The 23,758-nt window shown below is 67.8% G+C and carries 19 protein-coding genes; 5 read left to right on the top strand and 14 right to left on the bottom strand.

Annotated features, from left to right (window positions below; all coding sequences use genetic code 11):
• Positions 1 to 113: 113 nt before the first annotated feature.
• The 8 genes from holA to RCH21_RS03115 all read right to left on the bottom strand — a co-directional run bounded on the left by holA (position 114) and on the right by RCH21_RS03115 (position 13,105).
• Complete coding sequence (gene holA / locus RCH21_RS03150) at positions 114 to 1,112, bottom strand: DNA polymerase III subunit delta (RefSeq protein WP_442784660.1); 999 nt, start codon at positions 1,110 to 1,112, stop codon at positions 114 to 116.
• A gap of 137 nt (positions 1,113 to 1,249) precedes the next feature.
• Positions 1,250 to 3,709 carry a ComEC/Rec2 family competence protein gene (locus tag RCH21_RS03145; RefSeq protein ID WP_326963144.1) on the bottom strand — a complete coding sequence of 820 codons (2,460 nt, stop codon included), beginning with the start codon at positions 3,707 to 3,709 and terminating at the stop codon, positions 1,250 to 1,252.
• A 194-nt stretch (positions 3,710 to 3,903) separates the two neighbouring features.
• Positions 3,904 to 5,151 (bottom strand): ComEA family DNA-binding protein, encoded by a 1,248-nt coding sequence (locus RCH21_RS03140; RefSeq protein ID WP_326963143.1) that lies wholly within the window; start codon positions 5,149 to 5,151, stop codon positions 3,904 to 3,906.
• Positions 5,152 to 5,247: 96 nt separating this feature from the next.
• Positions 5,248 to 6,108 (bottom strand): DegV family protein, encoded by an 861-nt coding sequence (locus RCH21_RS03135; RefSeq protein WP_326963142.1) that lies wholly within the window; start codon positions 6,106 to 6,108, stop codon positions 5,248 to 5,250.
• 43 nt (positions 6,109 to 6,151) lie between these two features.
• Positions 6,152 to 8,650 (bottom strand): leucine--tRNA ligase, encoded by a 2,499-nt coding sequence (gene leuS, locus RCH21_RS03130; protein WP_326963141.1) that lies wholly within the window; start codon positions 8,648 to 8,650, stop codon positions 6,152 to 6,154.
• Between the two features lie 270 nt (positions 8,651 to 8,920).
• Entirely contained in the window at positions 8,921 to 10,438 is a 1,518-nt protein-coding gene (gene glpK, locus RCH21_RS03125) for a glycerol kinase GlpK (RefSeq protein ID WP_120147705.1), read from the bottom strand.
• 64 nt (positions 10,439 to 10,502) lie between these two features.
• Positions 10,503 to 11,246 (bottom strand): MIP/aquaporin family protein, encoded by a 744-nt coding sequence (locus RCH21_RS03120; RefSeq protein ID WP_120147706.1) that lies wholly within the window; start codon positions 11,244 to 11,246, stop codon positions 10,503 to 10,505.
• A 137-nt stretch (positions 11,247 to 11,383) separates the two neighbouring features.
• Entirely contained in the window at positions 11,384 to 13,105 is a 1,722-nt protein-coding gene (locus RCH21_RS03115; protein ID WP_326963140.1) for a glycerol-3-phosphate dehydrogenase/oxidase, read from the bottom strand.
• Positions 13,106 to 13,266: 161 nt separating this feature from the next.
• Here RCH21_RS03115 and RCH21_RS03110 point away from each other — a divergent pair, with 161 nt between their 5' ends.
• The 5 genes from RCH21_RS03110 (at position 13,267) to RCH21_RS03090 (ending at position 17,463) form a co-directional block, all read left to right on the top strand.
• Positions 13,267 to 14,259: a sugar-binding transcriptional regulator gene (locus RCH21_RS03110; RefSeq protein ID WP_442784659.1), complete on the top strand. Its 993-nt coding sequence runs from the start codon at positions 13,267 to 13,269 to the stop codon at positions 14,257 to 14,259.
• A gap of 127 nt (positions 14,260 to 14,386) precedes the next feature.
• Positions 14,387 to 15,220: an aldo/keto reductase gene (locus tag RCH21_RS03105; protein WP_326963139.1), complete on the top strand. Its 834-nt coding sequence runs from the start codon at positions 14,387 to 14,389 to the stop codon at positions 15,218 to 15,220.
• A complete protein-coding gene (locus RCH21_RS03100; RefSeq protein ID WP_120147709.1) occupies positions 15,220 to 16,092 on the top strand; it encodes an alpha/beta fold hydrolase in 873 nt (290 codons plus the stop codon). The genes RCH21_RS03105 and RCH21_RS03100 overlap by 1 nt, the downstream gene beginning before the upstream one ends.
• Positions 16,089 to 17,174, top strand: coding sequence for a glycosyltransferase (locus RCH21_RS03095; protein ID WP_326963138.1), 1,086 nt, complete (start codon positions 16,089 to 16,091; stop codon positions 17,172 to 17,174). Before RCH21_RS03100 ends, RCH21_RS03095 begins: the two co-directional genes overlap by 4 nt.
• 1 nt (position 17,175) lies before the next feature.
• A complete protein-coding gene (locus RCH21_RS03090; RefSeq protein WP_326963137.1) occupies positions 17,176 to 17,463 on the top strand; it encodes a hypothetical protein in 288 nt (95 codons plus the stop codon).
• 115 nt (positions 17,464 to 17,578) lie between these two features.
• Here the strand turns inward: RCH21_RS03090 and RCH21_RS03085 are convergent, their stop codons facing one another.
• The 6 genes from RCH21_RS03085 to mihF all read right to left on the bottom strand — a co-directional run bounded on the left by RCH21_RS03085 (position 17,579) and on the right by mihF (position 23,630).
• Complete coding sequence (locus RCH21_RS03085) at positions 17,579 to 19,795, bottom strand: primosomal protein N' (RefSeq protein WP_326963136.1); 2,217 nt, start codon at positions 19,793 to 19,795, stop codon at positions 17,579 to 17,581.
• A gap of 42 nt (positions 19,796 to 19,837) precedes the next feature.
• Positions 19,838 to 21,049, bottom strand: a complete 1,212-nt coding sequence (metK, locus tag RCH21_RS03080; RefSeq protein ID WP_326963135.1) for a methionine adenosyltransferase — start codon at positions 21,047 to 21,049, stop codon at positions 19,838 to 19,840.
• Between the two features lie 111 nt (positions 21,050 to 21,160).
• Entirely contained in the window at positions 21,161 to 22,375 is a 1,215-nt protein-coding gene (gene coaBC, locus RCH21_RS03075; protein WP_326963134.1) for a bifunctional phosphopantothenoylcysteine decarboxylase/phosphopantothenate--cysteine ligase CoaBC, read from the bottom strand.
• A gap of 31 nt (positions 22,376 to 22,406) precedes the next feature.
• Positions 22,407 to 22,667 (bottom strand): DNA-directed RNA polymerase subunit omega, encoded by a 261-nt coding sequence (gene rpoZ / locus RCH21_RS03070; RefSeq protein WP_120147714.1) that lies wholly within the window; start codon positions 22,665 to 22,667, stop codon positions 22,407 to 22,409.
• 44 nt (positions 22,668 to 22,711) lie between these two features.
• Positions 22,712 to 23,281 carry a guanylate kinase gene (gene gmk / locus RCH21_RS03065; protein WP_326963133.1) on the bottom strand — a complete coding sequence of 190 codons (570 nt, stop codon included), beginning with the start codon at positions 23,279 to 23,281 and terminating at the stop codon, positions 22,712 to 22,714.
• 10 nt (positions 23,282 to 23,291) lie between these two features.
• Entirely contained in the window at positions 23,292 to 23,630 is a 339-nt protein-coding gene (gene mihF / locus RCH21_RS03060; protein WP_120147716.1) for an integration host factor, actinobacterial type, read from the bottom strand.
• Positions 23,631 to 23,758 lie beyond the last annotated feature (128 nt).

Here is a 23,758-nt window from a genome sequence, read left to right as displayed (position 1 = left end):
CCAGGATGCTCCTCTTTGGCTGCAGTGACGCTCCCCTCTGGCTGCAGGAACGACGAAGCCAGGACGGATGACCCGAGAGCCGCAGTGCACTCCACGCACCTGGAGGGTGAGGTTTAGTTGTCCCCGAGGGCTATCACGGTCACTGCCCGCTCGACGGCGTACACGGGATCCCGGGACTCGCCTTTCACCTGGGCGTCGGCTTCCGCGAGAGCGCGGATACAGCGTGCCAGTGCGTCGGAGCTGAAGCGCTGTGCCTCCTTCCGTGCCTGATCGACCTGCCAGGGAGCCATGCCCAACTCCTTGGCCAACTGCATGGAAGAACCCCGCACCCCGTGCACCTTCGCGACAGCCCGCACCTTCATGGCGAGTGCTGCGACTATCGGCACAGGGTCCGCGCCCGTGGCGAGCGCATGGCGGAGCATCGACAGTGCCTGCGCGGTTCGTCCGGCCAGTGCCGCGTCGGCGACCTTGAAGCCGGTCGCCTCGATCCGGCCTCCGTAGTATTTCTCGACCGACTCGACGGTGACATCTCCCGCTGTGTCCGCGGTCAGCTGCTGGCAGGCTGCTGCCAGTTCCGGCAGCTGCGAGCCCACGGCGGCAACGAGCGCGCGGACGGCATCAGGTTCTATCCGCCTCCGCGCGAGCCGGAACTCGGTGGAGACGAACTCGGCCTTCTCGGCGTCCTTCTTCAGGGGCTGACAGTCGACCACGGTCGCGTGAGTGGCCTTGATCGCGTCTAGGAGTTTCTTCCCGCGATTGCCACCTGAATGGCGCATGACCAGGACGACGTCCGGCGCCGGATCGGACAGGTATGCGAGCGCGTCGACCAGAAAGGCATCGTTCATCTGTGCCAGACCCGACGCCTCGATGACCTTCCAGTCACCGAAGAGCGATGGACTGGCGTGCATTGTCAGTGTGCCGGCCTCGTAGGCGCCCGCATCGAACCTGACGAGTTCCACGTCGGGTTGTGCGGTACGCACCTGATGACGGATCGCTTCTGCAGCCTTCGACGCGAGATAGTCCTCGGGCCCCGACAGCAGGACGACGGCGGCGGGCCGGACATCACGCCAGGATGCCGGCTGCTGGCCTCCGCCGGTGGTGCGGCCGGCCATTGGTCTCGTTGCCATGGAGCGCTGTTCCTTTCGAAGAATCGATACCTACTGTTTCATGGCATCGCCCTGCCACGAAAAGCCGTCCGTGCCGACGGTCGGATCGCCGCTCGGACAGCTCACTCCAGGTCCCGAACAGCTCACTTCAGCTCCCGGACCTCCATGGTGGTGCCAACGACGTTCACGGTGAAGGACCCGAGCTCGTCGGTCCGGACCACCGGGATATCGGCACGCACGAGTGCCTTCAGGATGGTGGGATGGGGATGGCCGTATTCGTTGTCCTCCCCCACGGAGATCAGCGCGAGTCGGGGACGCAGCGCCTCGATCAGCGTGGTGCCGCCGTTCCTTGCCCCATGGTGGGCGACCTTCAGGATATCTACGCCCCGGTCGGCGATCTCCGGTGACGCATCGAGCATCCGTGCCGCAGCATCCTCCTCGAGATCCCCGGTGAGCAGGATCCGCACAGTCCGGTCGGATGCCTGGACCACGACGTCGAGCACCGCACTGGCGTTGTTCTCCTCCTCTGCTTCTGCGGAGCCTGCCGGCCACAGGACGCGGACCTGTGTCCGTTGGAGGTCGAAAGTCGTGAGGCTGTCGAGCTTCTCGGGCCGTACCCCGGCATCGGCAGCCGCATCCGTCACCTCCCGCGGCAATCGGTCCTCGCCCGTCGAGTAATAGAGCTTAGAGACGGTGCGTCCGTTGACAGCCCCCTGAACGCCTCCGTAGTGATCGTCGTGCAGATGTGTGATGACGAGGGCGTCGATCACCTCGACCGACAGGTCATCGAGGCAACGGTCCATCGCGGCCGGGTCGGGGCCGGTATCCACCACCAGTGCGTGTCCCGGCACCGTCCCGACGACCAGACCGTCCCCCTGCCCCACGTCGCAGACCGCGACGATCCAGCCGGTAGCCGGAGGAACGGTCGTGACCTTGACGAGCACGATGACCGCTGCTGCCACCACAGTGAGGATGAAACCCACGACGAGAACCGTCCGGCCTCTCGCCATGCCCTCGTTGTCCGCCGATGGCGGGCGCGTGCGGCCCTTGCCCGGATGGCCTCCTTCGACGAACGCGGTGTGGTCCGCGGGACTCCGGTTCGCTCTCTCCCTGCTCCGGACCGGGTCCCTGCCGCTGCCCGTCGCGCCGAGCATGTGCTTCCAGCGGGCCGACTGCGGCCGTCGGGCGACCAGCAGGAACAGGACCGCGAGCGACACCAGGGCAGCAAGAGTGGCTCCCGCCGGCCCTGACGCCCAGGGTAGCGATGCTGCCGGTGCTCCCGCGAAGGTATCGGCGACGGCGCCCACCCATCGTGTTCCCCCTTGCGCTGCGACGATGAGGGGCTGTGCCAACACTGGTGCAGCGACCAGCGCGAGGATCGCGACCATGCCCAGCAGCGTGATCGCCGGCACGACGGGAGACACCGCGACATTCGCCGGGAGCGAGTACACCGGCAGGGCCGGCTGGATCAGGACGAGGATCGGAGCACAGAACAATTGCGCCGTGAGCGGTATCGCCAGCACTTGGGCCATCACGCGGGGCACCAGGCGCCCGAGTGATTCCGCTACCGCAGGACCGGCGAGGACGAGCCCCAGGGTTGCAGCGACCGACAGCATGAAGGCGAAGGACACCGAGAGCCAGGGATCGACCGCCAGCAGGACGATGATCGACAGCATCAGCAGTGTCAGTGAGACCTTTCCCCGCCCGGACAGCAAGGCCACGACGCCGATCCCACCCATGACCGCTGCCCGCAGCACACTCGGTTCGGGACGCACCAGCAGGACGAACCCCGCAAGGGCCAACACGGCGCCGACGGCCGCCGGGAATCGAGGTACGCGACCGAAGCGGAGCCCGAAGAACATGAACGCGATGACATAGGAGCAATTGGCTCCGCTGACGGCAGTCAGGTGCGTCAGCCCGGTGGTCTTCATGGCGTGTTCGAGATCGGGCTCGAGGGTGGTCCGGTCTCCAAGGACCATCCCCGGAAGCAATCCGTGGTCCCGGCCGTCACGCTGGGCGGCATCCCTGAAGCGGGACCTCAGCCCATCGGTGTAACCGAACCAGCCCTCGGCTTCCTGGACCGTGGGACGGCTGGAGGGAAGGAAGATCGCCGTCGCCCGTCCAGGGCGATCCGAAGGCTTGGCGATGCCTAATACCCGTACCGTGTCTCCCGTGCCCATGGTCGACCACGAGGCGGATCCAAGAACGACGACGGGCGTGGCCGAGATGAAGGGAGTACCACCCAACAGCCCTCCGATTACTTCGGCGTCCACCAGGAACCGCTCCCCGCCGCCGAAAGCGCCCTGAGGGAGCGACGAGGGCTCCCCCACGATCCGCAGGTAAGCCGTGAACGTGGCCGAGCTCGCGATTGCCTCATCAACGGGTCCTTCCGCCGCCCGAGCGAGGCTTCCACCGGTGGCCAGCAGGACGAGGGCCACCGTCGCCGCGGGTGCCAGGCCCTGTTCCAGCAGCAGCGCCCACTGCCGACCGGCGCGTTCAGGCACGAGGAAAATGACGCCGGCGAGTAGCAGAGCGACAGCAGCACAGGTCAGCCCACTCGCCGTCACACCGACCGCAGGGCCCTGGATGGCAGTGGCAGCCACCACCCATGCGACCGCAGCGGATGGAACAAGGCGCAGATCACCTCGCCACCGCGGCCCACGGGTTCCCGACCCCACCTCCCGGTGTGGGATATTGCCTTTTTGCGGCAGTCCGCCTTGGGGGTTGCGCCGTCTACCGGTGTGCCGCACAGGGCGGGGGCGCCCTATCGAACGGAACGATGCCACCGCAGCCCTGATCACCGGACCACGATGAGCGGGAGGATTCCCTCGAGCAGCGCCGGTCCTATTCCCGGTATCGCGTCGATATCCGAGGCCTGCACGAATGGACCGTGCTCCTCGCGCCAGTCGATGATGCGCTGGCCGAGGACCGGTCCCACACGTGGAAGCGATTCGATGTCGGCCAGTGTCGCGGCGTTGATGTCGATGACCTGATCAGGTGCTTCGGAACCGCTCGCGCCGCCGGAACCGCCCGCGCCGCCGGCCGACTCCTGCGAAAGGTCGACCTCCTGGTCCGCGAGGCCTGATGGGGACGGACCTCCGGAACGTGCTGTATCCGTGCGTGGTTCCTCCCCGACGGCCAGTACGTGGATGTGCTGCCCGTCCGACGGTGTGGCGGCGAGATTGACTCCCTCGAGGTCCGCTTCCGGCAAGGCCCCGCCGGCTCGCTCGATGACCTCGAAGAGGCGCGCGCCGGCAGCGACCTCCACCACGCCGGGTGCAGCAATTGCTCCCGTAACGTAGACGATGACTTTCTGGTCCGCATCCCTCTCCGCGCCACCCCGTGGCTCGCCCGTTCCCACCGACATTCCGGGGCCTGCTCCGTTCCCTTCCTGCTGGCTCGTCGCACCGTCGGTAGTTTCCGGTGTTCCGGCCTCGTGCGCACCGCCCTCCGATGCTGCCCCAGAGGGGTCCCCCGGATTCGAAGGCTGGACCCCGACGTCCGGCGCCCCGGAACCCGCCGGCCTCTCGGCGTCGAGTTGTACCGAGACCGCTGCGGCGGACGGCTCCGAGCTACGCACCAGGAAGAGGGCGGCACCGACCGCGAGGGCTATGCCGAGGAATACGAGCGCCGCCGATCGCGCGACGCGCCACTGCACGCCCCCGGCGCCCCCATCCTCGCCATCATCCTCGTCACGGTTCGGGTCAGGATTCGCGCCGACATTCCCACAGACGTTCTCCTGGGAGTACCCGCTGATGCCCCCGTCAGGGGCGCCATCAGCATCACCCTCGAAGGGTGGGTAGGAGCGACCCGCACCACCGCGGCCGGAAACACCACCGAGGCCGGAAACGGCATCTCGAAGACTCGCTCGTTCCGGGTTGTCCCCGCTGCCCGGCACCCGCGGGACAGTCCCGCCACCCCGCGCCCAAGGGTCGTCCGCGCCGCGCGGTTGCCTGCCGACGCCCAGACTGCTCGACGAGCCGCCCTGCGGACGGGGCGGCGGGACCCAGGGGTCCCCGTTCGTCGGCCATCGGTGCTTTCCCATAGGGCCACGCTAGGAGCGGGGGCCGGCGCGGCCGGAACTGCACGCGGCTATGTGGACAACGCGGCAGGAGACGCCGTGGAGGCCTCGATCATGCCGTCAGGGCAGGCGTGGACTCACCGTGACGGCCACGACCCCCAGGCCGGCGTGCGCTGCCAGGACCGACGGACAGGGAGCCGTGGAGACTCGTCCGGCCCCGACGACGCTCTCGAGCCTTTGCGCGAGTGCGTCGGCGTCCTCCTCGTTGCCGAAGTGGTGAACCGTCAGGTCCACGCCGTTGCTTCGACCCGCAACATCCGCCTCGACGAGCTCCTCGAGCCGCTGCAGTGCCCGCGCTGCCGATCGCATGCGTTCGAGCGGCACCAGACGACCGCCCTGTACATGCAGGAGGACGCGGACGGACAGCAGGGTGCCCAGCCAGCCGACGGCGGCCGTGATGCGTCCTCCGCGCCGCAACTGTTCCACGCTCGGGACGTAGAAATAGAGGGCCGAGGCACGGGCTGCCATGGCCGCAGCAGCCGCAGCGGCCTGGAGGCCCGCACCGGCCCGTGCAGCGGTCAGCGCAGCCAGGGCTGCGCGGCCCTGAGCCATGCCCGCCGTCCTCGTATCGATCACTTCGACGGGGATGATGGACCGCGAAGCCGCGAGCCGAGCTGCCTCGACGGTTCCCGACAGCAGCCCCGAGAGGTGGACGGACACGACGGCGTCGTACCCCTCGTCGGCGAGCCTGCCGTAGACCCGGTCGAACTGCCCCGGGGACGGCCGCGAGGTACGAACGACGGATCCTGCGGCGAGGGCCACCATCAACGGCGCGGTGACGTCGTCGTGCTCTCCCGTGAGGATGTCGTCACCCACGAGCACCGGCATCGCGACCACCTGCACGCCGTCGGCGATGCCGCCGGTTCCGGTCCATCCGGGTGCGAAGCCGGCGGCGGAGTCCGTGACGACGGCTACGCGCACAACCCGCTCCGGACCGGAACGACAGCCGCTGGCACGAGCATCATCAGGCTGGAACGATGTTGACCAGCTTCGGCGCCCGCACGATGACCGTGCGGATCCCCCGCCCGTCCAGGACCCGCTGGACCTGCTCGCTCGCCAGCGCCAACTCGCGGAGTTCGTCCTCGGCGATGTCCGGCGACACCGTCAGGCGGTCACGCACCTTGCCCTGCACCTGCACGACGGCGACGACAGTCTCCTGTGTCAGCAGGGCCGGATCGACGGCGGGCCACCCTGCCGTCGCCACGGTCGCCTCGTGCCCGAGCCGGTTCCAGAGGTCCTCCGCGGTGTACGGCGCGAAGAGGCTGAGGATGATGGCGACAGCCTCCGTTGCCTCCCGGACTGCCGGGTCCGCCCCGCCAGGGCCGGAGTCGATGGCCTTCCTCGTCGCGTTGACGAGTTCCATGAGTTTGGCGATGACCACGTTGAACTTGTTGGCCTCCATCAGCTCAGCGGCGTCGGAAACGGTCCTGTGGGTCACCACGCGCAGCGCGCGATCCCCCGCGGAGGGGTCGGCTCCGACAGGGCTCGTGACGTCACCGCCCAGACGCCAGGCGCGTGCGAGGAATTTCGCTGAGCCCGACGGCGAGACATCGGCCCAGTCGACGTCGTCCTCAGGCGGGGACGCGAACACCATGGTGAGTCGAACGGCGTCGACCCCGTAGCGGTCCAGCTGCTCACCGAGGTCCACTCCATTGCCCAGCGACTTGCTCATCGCCTTGCCACCGTTGAGGACCTGGCCCTGGTTCAGCAACGCGCTGAAGGGCTCCGTGAAGTTCACCATGCCGAGGTCGAACAGCACCTTGGTGAAGAACCTGCTGTACAGCAGGTGCAGGATGGCGTGCTCGACCCCGCCGACGTACTGGCCGACCGGCAGCCAGCGGTTGACCGCCTCGCTGTCGAAGGGGGCTGTGTCCAGCTGCGGGTTCACGAAGCGGAGGTAGTACCAGGACGAGTCGACGAACGTGTCCATGGTGTCGGTATCGCGCCTGGCAGCACCACCGCACTCGGGGCAGGGCACGTTGACCCACTCCTCGACCGCGGCCAGCGGCGAGGTGCCTTTGGGCGCGAGGGCCTCGCCTCGCAGGCCTTCGGGCAGCGTCACCGGCAGCTGGTCGTCCGGCACCGGCACCTCGCCGCAGGACGGGCAGTGGATGATCGGGATGGGGGTGCCCCAGAAACGCTGGCGTGACAGCAGCCAGTCCCGCAGGCGGTAGTTGATGGTGTGCTCGCCGGTCCCCTGCTGCTCGATCAGTTCGACGGCGCGGCGGATGGCAGCGGGTTTGTCCAGCCCGGTCAGTTCGCCGGAGTTGACGAGCGTACCCTCGCCCGTCGTCGCGATGCCGGTCACGGATGCGTCATCGGCCCCGGTGTCGACGACGGTGCGCACCGGCAGGTCGAAGGCGCGTGCGAAGTCGAGGTCACGCTGGTCGTGCGCGGGCACAGCCATGATCGCTCCGGTCCCGTAGTCCGCGAGGACGTAGTCCGCGGCCCAGACAGGCAGCTTCTCCCCCGTCAGGGGATTGACTGCGTGGCGCCCGGTGAAGACTCCCGTCTTCTCACGCTCGGTCGCCTGCCGTTCGATCTCCGACAGTCCCTTGACCTGCTCACGGTACGCCTCGAGCGCGTCCCGGCGATCCGGGGTGACGAGCTCGAGCGCCAGGTTCGCGTCGGCCGCGACGACGAAGAACGTCGCCCCGTACAGCGTGTCGGGACGCGTGGTGAAGACCTCGACGTCGGAAGCGGGCAGACCACCGTCGGCATCGATCCGGAAACGTACGTGAGCTCCTTCCGACCGGCCGATCCAGTTGCGCTGCATCGCGAGCACGCGCTCGGGCCAGTGGCCCTTCAACTGCTCCATGTCATCCAGCAGGCGGTCGGCGTAGTCGGTGATCCGGAAGTACCACTGGTTCAGGTTCTTCTTGGTGACCATCGTGCCGCAGCGATCGCAGGCACCGTTGATGACCTGCTCGTTGGCCAGGACGGTCTGATCCTTCGGGCACCAGTTCACCGGCGAGTTGCGTCGGTAGGCGAGGCCCTTCTCGAAGAACCGCACGAAGAGCCACTGGGTCCACCGGTAGTACTCGGGGTCCGAGGTGTGCAGACGCCGCTCCCAGTCGGCACTGATGGCGTAGCGCTTGAACGAATGCGCCTGGGTCTCGATGTTCGCGTACGTCCACTCGGCGGGATGCGCGTTCCGCTTGATGGCGGCGTTTTCCGCGGGGAGGCCGAAGGAGTCCCAGCCGATGGGATGCAGGACGTCGAAGCCCTTCTGCCGGTAGAAGCGCGCGGCGACGTCGCCCATCGCGAAGGCCTCGGCGTGTCCCATGTGGAGGTCACCCGAGGGGTAGGGGAACATGTCGAGGACATAGCGCCGTTGGCGGCTCCCGTCGTCGATCGGCGCGAAGGACTTCAGCCGGTCCCAGACCGCCGGCCACTTCGCTTCGATAGCCGCGACGTCGTAGGAGTTCTCGTCCGGCTGGGCGTCCTCGGGGTTGGTGCTCACTGTTTGGCCTGTCCTGTCGGTGGAACGTCGTACTGCATGTGCTCGGGTAACCCCGCCGTCGAGGTGTCCATCGCATCCTGTGCCGGACACACAAAAGCCCCTCACACGCAGGAGGGGCCGCCGCACGGTTTTGACCGTGCGGCTAGGTAAGCAGGAGGTTCCGGAGCATGGATGCCACTTTAGCAGTGCGCCATCGGGCGGAAGGCGCCCGGCACAGCGAAGCCCGGTCCGTCGTGGACGAACCGGGCGCCGCTCAGGGTGCGCAGGCTGCTAGTGCACGTCCTCATCGACCCAGTCGAAGGTCTTCGTGACGGCCTTCTTCCACAGCCGGAGCTGACGCTCCCGCTCACTGTCGTCCATGGACGGGATCCAGCGCTTGTCCTCGGCCCAGTTCGTGGACAGCTCGTCCGTGTCCTTCCAGAAGCCGACGGCGAGGCCCGCGGCGTAGGCGGCCCCCAGCGCGGTGGTCTCCGTGACCTTCGGACGAATGACCGGAATGCCGAGGATGTCGGCCTGGAACTGCATCAGGGCGTCGTTGGCAACCATGCCGCCGTCGACCCTGAGATCCTCCATGTCGACACCGGAATCGGCGTTCGCAGCGTCCAGCACCTCGCGGGTCTGGAATGCTGTCGCTTCCAGCGCTGCACGGGCGATGTGACCCTTGTTCACGAAGCGCGTCAGGCCGACGATCGCGCCGCGGGCGTCTGCACGCCAGTACGGTGCGAAGAGGCCGGAGAACGCCGGGACGATGTAGACGCCACCGTTGTCGTCCACGGTTGTCGCAAGCTGCTCCACCTCGGGAGCACTCTTGATCAGGCCGAGGTTGTCCCGCAGCCACTGGATGAGTGAACCGGTGACGGCGATAGACCCTTCGAGCGCGTAGATCGGCTTCGCGTCGCCCAGCTTGTAGCAGACCGTCGTGAGCAGGCCGTTCTTGGAGTGGACGATCTCCTCACCCGTGTTGACGATCATGAAGTTGCCGGTGCCGTAGGTGTTCTTGGCGCCGCCCTTGTCGAAAGCTGCCTGACCGAACGTCGCTGCCTGCTGGTCGCCGAGAATACCGGCGACCGGGGTCTCGCGCAGGAGCTGCGACGTATGAACCGTGCCGTAGACCTCCGAGGACGACCTGATCTCGGGCATCATCGACACCGGGACACCGAAATCGGCGAGGATCCCCTCGTCCCAGGCCAAGGTCTCGAGATCCATGAAGAGCGTCCGGGACGCGTTGGTGACGTCGGTGATGTGCACGCCGCCGTCCACACCGCCCGTCAGGTTCCAGGTGACCCAGGAATCGGTGTTGCCGAAGAGTAGGTCGCCGGACTCGGCCTTCGCCCGCGCCCCATCGACGTTGTCGAGGATCCACTTGATCTTGGTACCGGAGAAGTAGGTCGCCAACGGCAGTCCCACCTTCGCCTTGTAACGCTCCACCCCGCCGTCCTTCGCGAGGTCGTCGACAATGTCCTGCGTGCGGGTGTCCTGCCACACGATCGCGTTGTAGACGGCCTTGCCGGTGGTCCTGTCCCAGACGACGGCGGTCTCGCGCTGGTTCGTGATGCCGACGGCTGCGATGTCGTGGCGGGTGAGGTTGGCCTTCGAGAGAGCCGTTCCGATGACCTCGCGGGTGTTGTCCCAGATCTCTGCGGGGTCGTGCTCGACCCAGCCGGCCTTCGGGAAGATCTGCTCGTGTTCCTTCTGGCCGGAGGAGACGATATCCCCCTTGTGGTCGAACACGATAGCCCTGCTGGACGTGGTGCCCTGGTCGATGGCGATGACGTACTGCTGCGACATGTCTAACTCCTTCATTGGATGACACGGTTAAGGGCGGCCCGCGGGCCGCCGGGCTCGGTGAGGACTAGGCAGCTATCGGGAAGGAGATGAACTGGATGACGATGCCTGCAAGCGCACCACCGACGATCGGACCGACGACCGGCACCCATGCGTAGGACCAGTCGCTGCCACCCTTACCCCTGATGGGCAGGAGGGCATGCGCGATGCGGGGGCCGAGGTCACGGTTCGGGTTGATGGCGTAGCCGGTGGGTCCACCGAGCGAGGCGCCGATGCCGACGACGAGGAGTGCTACGGCGAGGGGACCGATCTCTGTCGGCGTCCCGGCGAAGGAGAGGATGACGAACACGAGCACGAAGGTGCCGATGATCTCGGTTACGAGGTTCCAGCCGTACGAGCGGATGGCCGGGCCGGTGGAGAAGACGCCGAGCTTGTTGGCGGGGTCCGGCTCGTCATCGAAGTGCTGCTTGTAGGAGAGCCAGCAGAGAACGGCGCCGAGGATGGAGCCGAGCATCTGCGCCGCGAGGTACGCCAGCGTGGTCGCGAAGGTCTTGTCGACACCGGGCGCGTATTCAGCCGCGTCGCCGTTGACCAGCAGGCCGACCGTGACGGCGAAGTTCAGGTGGGCGCCGGAGAGGGCTGCGACGTAGACGCCGGCGAAGACCGCCAGGCCCCAGCCGAAGTTGACCATGAGGAAGCCGCCGTTATTGCCCTTGGTCTTGGCGAGCGCAACGTTCGCGACTACACCGGTACCGAGCAACAACAACAGCATCGTGCCGAATGTTTCAGCAACAAATACTTCGAGAGACATCTTTGACTCCTCTAACTATTCATTTATCGACGGGCGCCGCCGCCTCGACGGCACCCGTTTTTCCCCCCGGCAACCACTGCCGTTGGATATGCACCGCTGCGAGTACCAGCGGTCCGACCCAATGGCGGCGGTTGCCGCTACTGGACCAAGCTCTTCGTGCTCCTGACGTGCACCCTGTGCGCCTCGGCGAGCACCTTCTCGGCGAGCTCGATCTCCGCCGCGGACTTCGCGGCGTCCCACCCCAGCAGGGGAGCCAGGGTCTCAGCAAGCTCTGCGAGCAGCTTCTCGGAAACGAGTCCGCGGAAGGCAAGCGATGTACGGCGAATCAGGACGTCGATCAGGTGGCCGACCTGTTCGTGCTCCACCATATAGGCACACTCCCGCGTACTGACCTCCTTCGTGGAAATAAAAATCCTGTCGGGGCCTTCGGTGAGGTATTGGATGACGTCCTTCGCGCGGGTGCCATAGCGGGTCAGGAGGACCCTGACGCGTGCCTCGTCGAAGCCCGGACGGACGGTCTTCCTGATCCATTCCTGCTCGGCTGCCTCATCCGTCGGGAAGTCCTTGCCGCCGCCGATCGCCACTCCGGCCGTGGAGGTCTTGCGCGTCGCGCCGAGGGCTGCGAGGGTGTCGTCGGCGAGGTGTTCGGAGAGAGCGCGGAACGTGGTCCACTTGCCTCCGACGAGACTCAGGGTCGTGACGGAGCGTCCACCCAGCTGTTCCTCACGCTTCTCGATGCGGTAGTCGCGGGACACGAAGCCCGGCTGTGTATCGTCATGGCGCGGCAGTGGTCGGACTCCCGAGAAGCTGTAGACGATGTGGTCCTGGGAGACCTTGATATCAGGGAACACGTGCCCGATCAGTTCGAAGAAGTAGTCGATCTCCTCGTCCGTGCAGACGGCCTGCTCGTTGATGTCCACATCGATGTCCGTGGTGCCGACGAGGACGCGATCGCCCATGGGGTAGATCAGGACGATACGGCCGTCGACGTGCTCGAAGAAGATCTCCGTGCCGTTGCAGGCCTTGAGCAGTTCCGGGTGGTCCAGCACGATGTGCGAGCCCTTAGTCCCGCCCATGAAGAGGGTCTCGGTGCCGAGCACCGCGTTGGTGCCGTCCGTCCAGGCGCCGGTGGCGTTCACGACGACGTCGGCCTGGAAGCCGAAGGTCTCGCCCGTGAGCTCGTCGCGCAGCAGGACGCCGTCCTCGGTGCGGCCGATGGCACTGACGTAATTCGCTGCTCGCGCTGCCGGGTTGGCCAGCTGGCCGTCACGCAGGACGTCCAGAGTCAGTCGCTCCGGGTTGTGGACGCTCGCGTCGAAGTAGGTTGCGGCGTACTTGATGTCCTTGCGAAGCTCCGGCATGGCGGCGAGCGCCTTCTTACGGCCCACGAAGGAGTGGCGGGGCACGTTTCCGCCGTCGCGCGAGAAGAAGTCGTACATCGTGAGGCCGGCCTTGATCAGCACGGCGCCGCGCTCCACCTGCTTGCCCTGCTTGTGGGTCAGGAACCGCATCGGCGCTGAGAGGATGCCGGAGAACGTGGTGTAGATCGGGATGGTGGTCTGGAGCGGCTTGACATAGTGCGGAGCGATTTTCATCAGTGCGTTACGTTCTATGACGGACTCACGTACGAGGCGGAACTCACCGTTCTCCAGGTAGCGGATGCCGCCGTGGATCATGTGTGAGGAGGCGCCCGAGGCTCCCTGGCAGTAGTCACCCCGCTCGACGAGCGCGACGTCGATGCCCTGCAGTGCGAGGTCGCGGAACGTACCGACCCCGTTGATGCCGCCACCGATGATGAGCACGGACGCCCGGGGGTTGTCCCTGAGCTTCTGCACCATGGCGCGTGTCGAAGTTGTCATGCCTTCACCGTGGGTCAGGTCGGCTGAATCGCTCAAGGTCCTACTCCGTAACTTCAATGTCGGGAATGGTTACTGCACACCCAATTGTTCGAGCACTGGGAATAGCAGTCAACCTGATTGCACAAACGTGCAGACGGGTCCACACTGGCGAAATGACGACGATGAACGACCTCCCCGGAGCCGACCTCGCAGGGGATGCGCCCCTCCCCGGCAACCGCTCGCGGGATGCGCTGAGGGCCGCGCAGATGTACTACCTGCAGGACCTCACCATGAACGCGATCGCCCGAGAGCTCCGTACCTCCCGCTCCACGGTGTCCCGCCTGCTCTCCATGGCCCGCGCAACCGGACTCGTCCAGATCCAGGTCAACAATCCGTCGGATCGTGCCCCCGCGCTCGAGCAGCAGATTCGCCGCCGCTTCGGCGTCGAGGCCCATGTGGTCCCCGTCGCGGACTCCATCAGCGACTCCGAGGTCCTGGACCGCGTTGCGATCCAGGCCGCCCGCACGATCGGGCCGCTGATGGACTCGAACGCGATCATCGGCGTCGCCTGGGGGTCCACCCTCAGTGCGGTGAGCCACCACCTGACGAGGAAGCAGACCCACGACAGCACGATCGTGCAGCTCAACGGCGCAGGCAACACGCAGACCACGGGCATCACGTACGCGAGCGAGATCCTGCGGCGCTTCGGCCAGGCATACGGCGCGCGCGTGGAGCAGTTTCCCGTGCCGGCGTTCTTCGATCACGCAGCAACCAAGACCGCCATGTGGGAGGAGCGAAGCGTGCGCCGCATCCTCGATCTGCAACAACGCATGACCATGGCGATCTTCGGGGTCGGATCCATCGGCTCGGGCATTCCGAGCCATGTCTACAGCGGTGGTTACCTCGACCGGGAGGACCTCGAGACGCTCGAGACGGATGAGGTGGTGGGCGACGTCGCCACCATGTTCTTCCGGGCGGACGGGAGCCATCGCGACATCCTCCTCAATGCGCGCAGCACGGGTCCGGACCTCGACCAGTTGCGCACGGTCAGCAGGCGCATCTGCGTGGTGTCCGGCGAGTCGAAGATCAACGGCCTGCGGGGCGCCCTCGCCGCAGGACTCGCCACCGACCTCATCTTGGACGAGGGATCGGCCCGTCGCCTCGTCCACGCCTAGGCACCCCTCCGTCCGGCTCGGCCCCGCTCAGGTAAGGCGGTGGTCCGGCGCGGGCTCGACGTCGTGGACCGCCCGTCGTGGCACCTCGGTCACGCGGTGCAAGCGCCCTCGTCGGTAGAGTTCCCCCATGACCTCCTCCGTGCCACGCGCAGTCCTCGCCGATGGAACGTCGATAGACCGGATCGGCTACGGCGTCTACAAAGTGCCTCCGGAGGACACGGCGATCCTCTGTTCGACGGCACTCGACACCGGGTACCGCCTCCTCGACACGGCTGCGCTCTACGGCAACGAATCGGGAGTCGGCGCTGCAGCGCAGACGTACCTCGAGACCGGAGCCCGGGAAGACCTGTTCATCACCTCGAAGGTCTGGAACGACGACCACGGCTTCGACGCCACCCTCCGGGCGTTCGATGCGAGCATGCACCTCCTGGGCCTCGACCAGCTCGACCTCTACCTCATCCACTGGCCCTGCCCGTCGAAGGACCTGTACCTGGACACCTGGCGTGCCCTCGAACGGCTCCGATCCGAGGGACGGGTGCGGTCCATCGGGGTCTCCAACTTCCAGCAGGCGCACCTCGAGCGGCTGCTGGCAGAGACGGACATCGTCCCGGTCCTGAACCAGGTGGAACTCCACCCCTACCTGCAGCAGAGGGAGCTGCGCTCGTTCCACGAGGAGCACGGCATCGCCACGCAGGCGTGGAGCCCCCTCGGGCGGGGGAACGTGCTCGCCGACCCTGATATAGCGCGGGTAGCGACCGGACTCGACCGTACGGCGGCTCAGGTGATCCTGCGGTGGCACCTGCAGCACGGCATCCTGACCATCCCGAAGGCCAGTTCGCGCGAGCGCATCAGCTCGAACCTGGACATCTTCGGCTTCGAGCTCGACGACGCGCAGATGGCCGTGCTCGATGGATTGGACCGCGACCAGCGCTTCGGTTCGCACCCCGACAGGGTGGGCTGATGCGCGACGCCGTCGTCCGCTCCATGCTGTGGGAGGGGACCCTGCAACTGGTCTGGGACTTTCCCGCGGTCGACGGTCCCGGCCGGGCCGACCGCACGACGATCGTCATGGTGCACGGGTTCAGGGGCGACCACCACGGACTGTTGCGCCTCGTGGAGGAGCTTCCCGCCCACCGGGTCCTCCTGCCGGACCTGCCCGGTTTCGGCCAGGGGCAGGAACTGCCGGGGAGCCACGACGTCGGCACGTACGCACGCTTCGTCCGGGACACCGCTCGCGGCTTCGCTCCCGGCCCGCTCGTGGTGCTCGGACACTCGTTCGGCTCGATCGTCGCGGCCGAGGCAGCCGCGCTCGACCCTGACCTCGCCGGCGCGCTCGTCCTGGTCAACCCCATCAGCGCTCCGGCCCTCGAGGGGCCCAGCCGCGTGGCGTCCCGCATCGCCGAGACCTACTACGTGGCCGCGGACCGCCTGCCCGAGGCCGCCGGGCGGGCCCTGCTCTCGAATCCGGTGATCGTACGCGGCATGAGCATGTTCATGGCCAAGACGAAGGACCGTACCCTGCGCCGCTGGATCCACGGGCAGCACGACGCCTACTTCAGCTCGTTCGCCAGCCGGCGCGTGGTGCTCGAGGCCTTCCGTGCCTCCATCTCGGGCACCGTCAGGGACCGGGCTCGGGACCTGGTCATGCCCGTCCTGCTGATCGCCGCGGAACAGGACGACATAGGGTCGGTCGCCAGTCAGCGTGAACTGGCTGCGCTCATCCCGCATGCAACCCTCGAGGTCATCCCCGACGTCGGGCACCTGGTCCACTACGAGAAGCCGCGCGAGGCGGCGCTGCTCATCGAGGACTTCCTGGAGAGCGTGCCCGCATGAGGATCCTCTTCGACGCCCGCTTCACCCGAACCGACCACCACGACGGCATCAGCCGGTACGGCGCCCGCCTCATCGCCGCCCTCGCCGCGACGGACGACGTCGTGATGCTCATCAGCGACCCGCGGCAACTGGCGCTCCTGCCGGACGTCCCCCACGTCCGGATCAACAGCCCGCTCTCCCCCGCCGAGGCGCTGGTGGCCCGGCGCATCAATGCCCTGGAGCCCGACGTCGTGGTGTGCCCCATGCAGACCATGGGCTCCTGGGGTCGCAGGTATCCCCTCGTCCTCACCCTGCACGACCTGATCTACTACCAGAACCCGGCACCGCCGTCGTTCCTCCCGCTGCCCGTACGCCTGCTGTGGCGGCTCTACCACCTCGCCTACTGGCCGCAGCGCCTCCTGCTCGACCGCGCCGATGTGGTAGCGACGATCTCGCACACCACGGCCGGCCTCATCCGGGAGCACAAGCTCACGCGGCGACCCGTGGTGCTCGTCGGCAACGCGCCCCAGCCGACGGAGCGGCGCCGTGATCCCGAGGCTCCGCGGTCACCTTCGCTGCTCTACATGGGCTCCTTCATGCCCTACAAGAACGTCGAGACCCTGGTCCGCGCGATGGGACTCCTGCCCGATTCCATACTTCACCTGCTGAGCCGCATCACGGCGCAACGCCGACGTGAGCTCGAGGCCCTCGCGCCTGATGCGGAGCGCGTGGTCTTCCACGGCGGCGTGACGGATGCCGAGTACGAGGACCTGCTGCATGACTCGACCGCACTCGTCACCCTGTCGAAAGCCGAGGGATACGGACTGCCCATCATCGAGGCGATGGCCACCGGCACGCCCGTCATAGCCAGCGACATCCCGATCTTCCGCGAGGTCGGCGGTACCGCAGCGCTGTACGTCGACCCGGACGACCCGGCGGCCGTGGCCGCAGCCGTGCGGACCCTGGAGGAGCCCGGCCGGTGGGCGGAAGCGTCCCGTGCCGGACTCGAGCGGGCGTCGGCCTACTCGTGGGCCGCATCCGCGGACCAGCTCCGGCTGGCGTGCGAACGTGCAGTCGCCGAATATGCACGACGGCGGGCCTGACATGGCCGACCTCCAGTGCCCGGCCACGGCGATCCTGCTCGACGCCGCCGCCGCTCCGCCCCCGTGGCTGGCGCGCCTGAACGTCGCCGGACGGTTCGAGGCACGCGGTTCCGATGCCATCGTGGCCCTCGTGGAGGAGACGGCCGACCTGTACCGCGGGGAGGCCTTCGTGGTCGCCGCGCCTCCGGCCGACCTGGACCAGGCGCTGCGGACGCGCGGTATCGGAGGCACCACGCCGATCGTCGTCGAGATCGATTCCGACGGGTGGCGGACCGTATCCCCTCCCTGAGACGCAGCTCCGTTACCGTGCCTCACACGCGTCGCCTCCGGTGAGGACGCAGGCGCACAGGTGGGCACTGAGGAGACGCGGCACGAGATCGGAGCCCGCCGGGTCACGCCATCGGTCAGAGCACGTCGAGCGCGTCGAGGCGGATGTGCACCGGGTCCCCGGTCCTTCTGGCCGAGAGCGCCGCACGGCGGGCGCGCAGTTGACGGGTGATCCCGGCGGCGGTCCGGTAGGGAAAGAACAGCAGGACGCGATGGCTGCCCTGTCCGGCCAGCGCGTCGGTGGACGGCATCGCCTTCCCGATCCCGCGCGGAGGAAGCGCGGCACGGACGGCAAGCATCGCCTCCCTGCGGACATCCGGCGGTACGGGTGCAGGACCGACAACACGCGCCGCACCCTCGAGGTCCATCCCCTCCAGAAAGTGCACCAGGGCCTCACGGGTCCCTGTCAGCACGGCGTACCGAACGGCCGGCGGAAGGCCCAGTTCCTGACGTTCCACCAGCTCGCGGGAGGCGGCACCGGCGGGATCCCACCGCACCAGGTGCCCCACCGCGACGTCATCGTCGCCCGTGATGACGACCGTGCCGCCGGAGGTTGACGGCCGGGCGAGTATCGCCGCCGAGAACCATCTCCGCAGGGCGTCCTCGCCGGCCCGCAGGGTCTCCCTGCTGAGCATGGCGTTGCCGTCGAGCAGGATGACAGCCGCATATCCTTCTGCTGCCACGGGTTCGGCTCCTGACGTGGCGACGACGACGGCGGGAACATCGAGGACTGTGTCGACGATGTGTTCGCCCGCCGATGAGATGACGGGTACTCCGGGGAAAGCCCTGCCGAGCTCCTCGGCCGTCCTCGTGGCACCCGCCACGGTGGCCCGGACCCGCGTTCCCCCGCACGCGGAACACGCCCAGTGGTTGTCCGGCCGGCCGCACCACCGGCACGCGAGCGGCGCATTGCGTCCCGTCTGGGCCAGTGGTCCGGCACAGACGGAGCACCGAGCGGGGTGGCGGCACCGATCGCATGCAACGGCCGGGGAGAAGCCGGTCCGAGCGACCTGCAGCAGCACGGGCCCCTTCTTGAGTCCCGCCTGTGCTGCGGCCCAGGCGGCATGCGGGATCCGGGCCTGGGCGGCGTGTGGATCCCGTTCCATCTGGAAGGCGTCCGCGGCGTGGACCACACGGGGGGATGCGCGCCGCACTTCGGTGCGATCGGCCTGGATGGCTCGGGCCCAGCCCGTATCGACGAGGCGTTGCGCTTCCGTGGACCGCGCGAAGGACGACAGCAGGATACCCGCTCCCTCGTGCTCCGCCCGCAGCAGCACGACGTCCCGGATGTGCTGATAGGGGGCGCGCTGCTCGACGTGCTGGTCATCGCCGTCGTCCCACAGACAGACGAGTCCGAGGTTCCGAACGGGGGCGTAGGCGGCGGACCGGGTGCCGACAGCAACCGTGGCCGTGCCCTGCAGGACCCGCAGGAAGTTCCTGTACCTCGGCGTGGCACCGTCCTCACCGGTCAGCCGGGCGACGGCGGGCGCCCCGAGGCGCGCCACGAGGACGGCCTCCACGCGCGCTAGGTCACGCTGGTCGGGAACGACGACGACGGCTCCCCGGCCGGAAGCGACGGTCGCCGCCACGGCGTCGGTCAACTCCTCGGTCCAGGCCCGGCTTCCGTAGCCCCCGAGGCTCGTGAGCACCGCGCGGGGAGACTCCCCTGCCGCGAGGTGCTGGAGATAGGCGGGCCCGTTGACATAGCGCTGGAAGGTGCCCGTGGCCGGGGGGCCGGGAACCTCCCGGGGCCGGGCGGGCTCGGGCTCGGACGGGGTGGGGCCCGGGACCGGCTCAGGAACGGCCGTCGCCGGCAGCACGAACTCGGCTTCCACGCGTGCCATCCGCGGCGGCACGGCGGACCGGAGCACGTCGCTCACCGTTCCGACCGAACGCGCGGCGACCGACGTCGCCAGGGCGAGGATCTCCGGTGTGAGCACCCGCAGCGGGGAGACCACCTTGCCGAGCGGCAGCAGGGTGGCCGTCGTGCTGGCCTCCGCGACCCGTTCGGCCAAGAAACCTGCGTGTTCCCGACCGGCGAAGCGGACCTTGACCCGGACGCCGGGTTGCGCCTCCGCGTCCATGGCAGCGGGCACCGAGTAGTCGAAGAACCGGTCGAGGTGAGGAAGCTGCGCGTCGAGGACCACGTGGGCGATCGGCAGGATCCGGGCCCGCTCGGGATCAGTCTGCGGCAGCTTGGCAGCGCCGAATCCATGCAGCAGCGACAGCTGTCCGTCGGTGCCGTCAGGTTGCCGGGAGCTCTGTCGGGTCGGGTGGGGCGTGTTCTCCGTCATGATGCCGTGGCGGCCGCCGAGCCGCCCCCTATCCCTTCCGCGTCAGGCGTTGAAGTAGCTCCGGAGCTTGTCCACCCGGTCGGTGCGTTCCCAGGTGAAGTCCTCCTCCTCGCGGCCGAAGTGGCCGTGCGCTGCCGTGCGCTGGTAGATGGGCCGCTTCAGGTCGAGTGCGTTGATGATCCCGAGGGGTCGGAGGTCGAAGAGCTCCCTGATGGCATCCCCGATCGCCAGAGGATCGACGGTCTCGGTACCGAAGGTCTCGACATAGATGCCCACGGGCTGCGCCATGCCGATCGCGTAGGCGATCTGAATCTCGGCGCGCCGCGCGAGACCGGCAGCAACGACGTTCTTGGCCACCCAGCGCATGGCGTAGGCGGCCGAGCGGTCGACCTTCGACGGATCCTTGCCGCTGAAGGCACCACCGCCGTGGCGGGCCATGCCGCCGTACGTGTCGACGATGATCTTGCGTCCCGTGAGTCCGGCGTCCCCCACCGGCCCGCCGATGACGAAGGCACCACCGGGATTGAGGATATGGCGGACCGATGACGTGTCGAGCTCGGATTCCGCGAGGACCGGGATGATGACGTGCTCCGCGAGGTCCGCGCGCAGCTCCTCGAGGGATACCTCGGCCGAGTGCTGGGACGAGATCACGACCGAGTCGATGGAGACCGGGCGGTCGCGGTCGTACCCGATGGTGACCTGGGTCTTGCCGTCCGGACGCAGGTACGGGAGCGTTCCGTCCTTGCGCACGCTGGTCAGGCGCTCGGAGAGCCGGTGGGAGAGCCAGATGGGAGTCGGCATCAGGACAGCCGTCTCGTCGCTCGCATAGCCGAACATGATGCCCTGGTCCCCGGCGCCCTGCGCATCGTACGGGTCGACGCCGGTACCCTCACGGGTCTCGAGCGAGGTGAAGACTCCCGAGGCGATCTCCGCGCTCTGCTGCCCGATGGACACCGACACACCGCACCGTGCGCCGTCGAACCCGTTCGCCGAGGAATCGTAGCCGATGCCGAGGATCGTCTTCCGCACGATCTCGGGGATCTCGACGTAGGCCTCCGTGGTGACCTCACCCGCGACGTGCACCAGGCCCGTGGTGACGAGCGTTTCGACCGCGACGCGGGAGTCCGGATCCTGCTCGAGGAGACCGTCGAGGATCGCGTCACTGATCTGGTCGCAGATCTTGTCGGGATGACCCTCCGTGACCGATTCCGAGGTGAAAAGGCGCAGGGAGGAACCGGTGCTGGGTGAATTCACGTGCCCACTCTACTTGGTCGGAGGGACAGTCCTGCCCGGACGCTACGCGATGCGACGGCGCTGTCCGGCGTTCCGGCGGCGGGCGGTCGGGAGGAAGCCGTCCGAGCGGTTTCAGCGGGACAGGATCCGTGCCGCATGGTCGATGACGGCGTCCGCGACGACCCGCTTGCTTCCGCGAACCGGCCCCGATGCGCTGCCGTCCGCGTCGAGGATGGTGACCTCGTTGGAGTCCTTGCCGAAGACCAGGTCCGAGCCGACGACGTTGAGCACGAGGAAGTCGCAGCCCTTCCGCGCGAGTTTCACGCGTGCGTGCGTGAGCGGGTCCGCGGACGCGTCGCCCGTCTCGGCAGCGAAACCGGCGATGACCAGCGGTTCGGCCAGGGACGCCCTGGCGATCACCGCGTCGCGGAGGACGTCGGGGTTCCGGACGAGGCTGATGACGGGATCGGCGCCGTCGTCACTCTTCTTGATCTTGGTCGTCGCGACCTCGGCGGGGCGGAAATCCGCCACGGCTGCGGCCATCACGAGCACGTCGGTGGTGGCCAACGCCCCGAGGACGGCATCCCGCAGCTCGAGTGCGGACTCGACCCGGACGACGTCGCAGCCACGGGGTGCTGCCACCTCGGCGTGCGCGAGGATGAGCGTCACCTGGGCACCCTGCGCCAGCGCTGCCTCCGCGAGGGCCATGCCCTGCTTGCCCGAGGACCTGTTGCCGAGGAACCGCACGGGGTCCAGCGCTTCTCGGGTTCCGCCGGCGGAGATCGTGACGCGCCTCCCCGCGAGCGACCCGGTTCCCCCTGCCCGGGCGGCAGCAGCCATGACCGCGTCGAAGATCTCGGCTGGTTCAGGAAGCCTGCCCGGACCCGAATCCGTGCCGGTGAGACGCCCCGACGCCGGTTCGATCACCGTCACGCCCCTGGATCGGAGGGTCTGGACGTTCGCCCGCGTCGCGGCGTGCTGCCACATCTCGGTGTGCATCGCCGGTGCCATCACGACGGGTCCGCGGGCCATGAGGAGGGTGCCGGTGAGGAGGTCGTCGGCGAGGCCGGCAGCCGCCCTCGCCATGACGTCGGCGGTGGCGGGGGCGACGACGATGAGGTCGGCCTCATGACCGAGCCGGACGTGGTTGACCTTGTCGACGTCGTCCCAGACGCTGTTGCTGACCGGATGTCCGGACAGCGCCTCCCACGTCGCCGTGCCGACGAACCGTGTGGCGGCGTCCGTCGGGATGACGGTGACGTCATGCCCGGACTCCGTGAAAAGACGAAGGAGGGATGCTGCCTTATAGGCAGCGATCCCTCCTCCGACACCAAGTACTATGCGCACCGGTTGTCCGTTACCTGCCCTGCGGTTCCGGTTATTCGGACTGTTCCATGGGCGAGGACACGAGCATGCCCTCGTTGATCTCGCGGAGTGCGATGGACAGGGGCTTCTCGTTGAGCTTCGTATCGACGAGGGGGCCGACGTACTCGAACAGGCCCTCGTGCAGCTGCGAGTAGTACGCGTTGATCTGGCGGGCACGCTTGGCGCCGTAGATGACGAGGGCGTACTTCGAGTCGGAGGCCTCCAGCAGAGAATCGATCGACGGGTTGATGATGCCTTCGGGCTGAGTTGACACAAATTCTCCAAATATTTTAGGCGGAAGGGCTGATGCGGCGCTTCTCAGCGCTGCAGCGGAAGCAGTCCCATCAGTGACACGAGCTCGTCTGCCGCATGCTCCACGGTGTCATTGACGACGGTGTGGTCGAATTCCGGCTCGGCGGCAAGTTCCAGTTTAGCCGTTTCCAGCCGCTGCTGCTGTTCCTCGGGTGTTTCGGTGCCGCGGCCGACGAGGCGGCGCACCATCTCCTCCCAGCTGGGCGGAGCCAGGAACACGAAATTCGCGTCCGGCATGGTGTCCTTGACCTGCCGCGCACCCTGCAGGTCGATCTCGAGGAGCACCCGGCGGCCCTCGTCCATGGCGGCCTGCACCGTGCGTCGCAGCGTGCCGTAGCGGTTGCGTCCGTGCACCACGGCCCACTCGAGCAGCTGCCCGTCGCTGATGAGCTGGTCGAACTCCTCGGGCGAGAGGAAGAAGTAGTGCACGCCGTTCACCTCGCCCGGACGCGGGGGACGGGTGGTCGCCGAGACGGAGAGCCATACCTCCGGGTAGTTGTCCCTGATGTAGGTGGAGACCGTTCCCTTGCCGACCGCCGTCGGGCCGGCGAGGACTGTCAACCGGGGCTGTGACACTGACTCTTCCTTACTTGCTGGCCGGGCCAGAGTGATGTTGTGCGAGGTAGGAGACGAGGGACGTGCGCTGATGGATGCCGAGGCCTCGTACACGCCGGGTCGCCGCAATCCCGACCTCGGCCATGATGGCCGCCGCCCGCACGTCACCGACGCCCGGAAGGGCCTTGAGGAGGTCCAGTACTTTGAGGCGGCCCACGGCGTCGTCGCCGTCGGGATTGTCGATCACGTCCTCCACAGAGAGCTTACCGGTCTTCAGCCGGGACTTGATGTCCGCCCGAACCGCCCGCGCCGCCGTCGCCTTCTCGCGCGCCTGGGTTCGTTCGTCATCCGTCAATGGCTTCAGGCTCACTGGTGCTCCCTGCGCTGGACGGCACCACGTATGGCGGCGACCGCTCGTCGTATGGATGGGCAAAGGGTGGTGCGGACGGAGGAATCGGGGTTGGGCTGGAACCGAACCTACCGGGCGCGTGCCCCGGA

The organism is Arthrobacter sp. PL16 (assembly GCF_035985055.1).
In the GTDB taxonomy this organism is placed as follows: Bacteria; Actinomycetota; Actinomycetes; order Actinomycetales; family Micrococcaceae; genus Arthrobacter_D; species Arthrobacter_D cheniae.
The sequence above is the reverse complement of the archived record's forward strand: the minus strand, read 5'-3'. Positions and strand labels throughout refer to the sequence as shown.

What these genes read in the sequence shown, in the direction of transcription:
- holA (WP_442784660.1), bottom strand. Translation starts at nt 1,112, where the DNA reads ATGGCCGGCCGCACCACCGGCGGAGGCCAGCAGCCGGCATCCTGGCGT.
- RCH21_RS03140 (WP_326963143.1), bottom strand. Translation starts at nt 5,151, where the DNA reads ATGGGAAAGCACCGATGGCCGACGAACGGGGACCCCTGGGTCCCGCCG.
- glpK (WP_120147705.1), bottom strand. Translation starts at nt 10,438, where the DNA reads ATGTCGCAGCAGTACGTCATCGCCATCGACCAGGGCACCACGTCCAGC.
- RCH21_RS03120 (WP_120147706.1), bottom strand. Translation starts at nt 11,246, where the DNA reads ATGTCTCTCGAAGTATTTGTTGCTGAAACATTCGGCACGATGCTGTTG.
- RCH21_RS03115 (WP_326963140.1), bottom strand. Translation starts at nt 13,105, where the DNA reads ATGACAACTTCGACACGCGCCATGGTGCAGAAGCTCAGGGACAACCCC.
- RCH21_RS03110 (WP_442784659.1), top strand. Translation starts at nt 13,267, where the DNA reads ATGAACGACCTCCCCGGAGCCGACCTCGCAGGGGATGCGCCCCTCCCC.
- RCH21_RS03105 (WP_326963139.1), top strand. Translation starts at nt 14,387, where the DNA reads ATGACCTCCTCCGTGCCACGCGCAGTCCTCGCCGATGGAACGTCGATA.
- RCH21_RS03100 (WP_120147709.1), top strand. Translation starts at nt 15,220, where the DNA reads ATGCGCGACGCCGTCGTCCGCTCCATGCTGTGGGAGGGGACCCTGCAA.
- RCH21_RS03095 (WP_326963138.1), top strand. Translation starts at nt 16,089, where the DNA reads ATGAGGATCCTCTTCGACGCCCGCTTCACCCGAACCGACCACCACGAC.
- RCH21_RS03090 (WP_326963137.1), top strand. Translation starts at nt 17,176, where the DNA reads ATGGCCGACCTCCAGTGCCCGGCCACGGCGATCCTGCTCGACGCCGCC.
- RCH21_RS03085 (WP_326963136.1), bottom strand. Translation starts at nt 19,795, where the DNA reads ATGACGGAGAACACGCCCCACCCGACCCGACAGAGCTCCCGGCAACCT.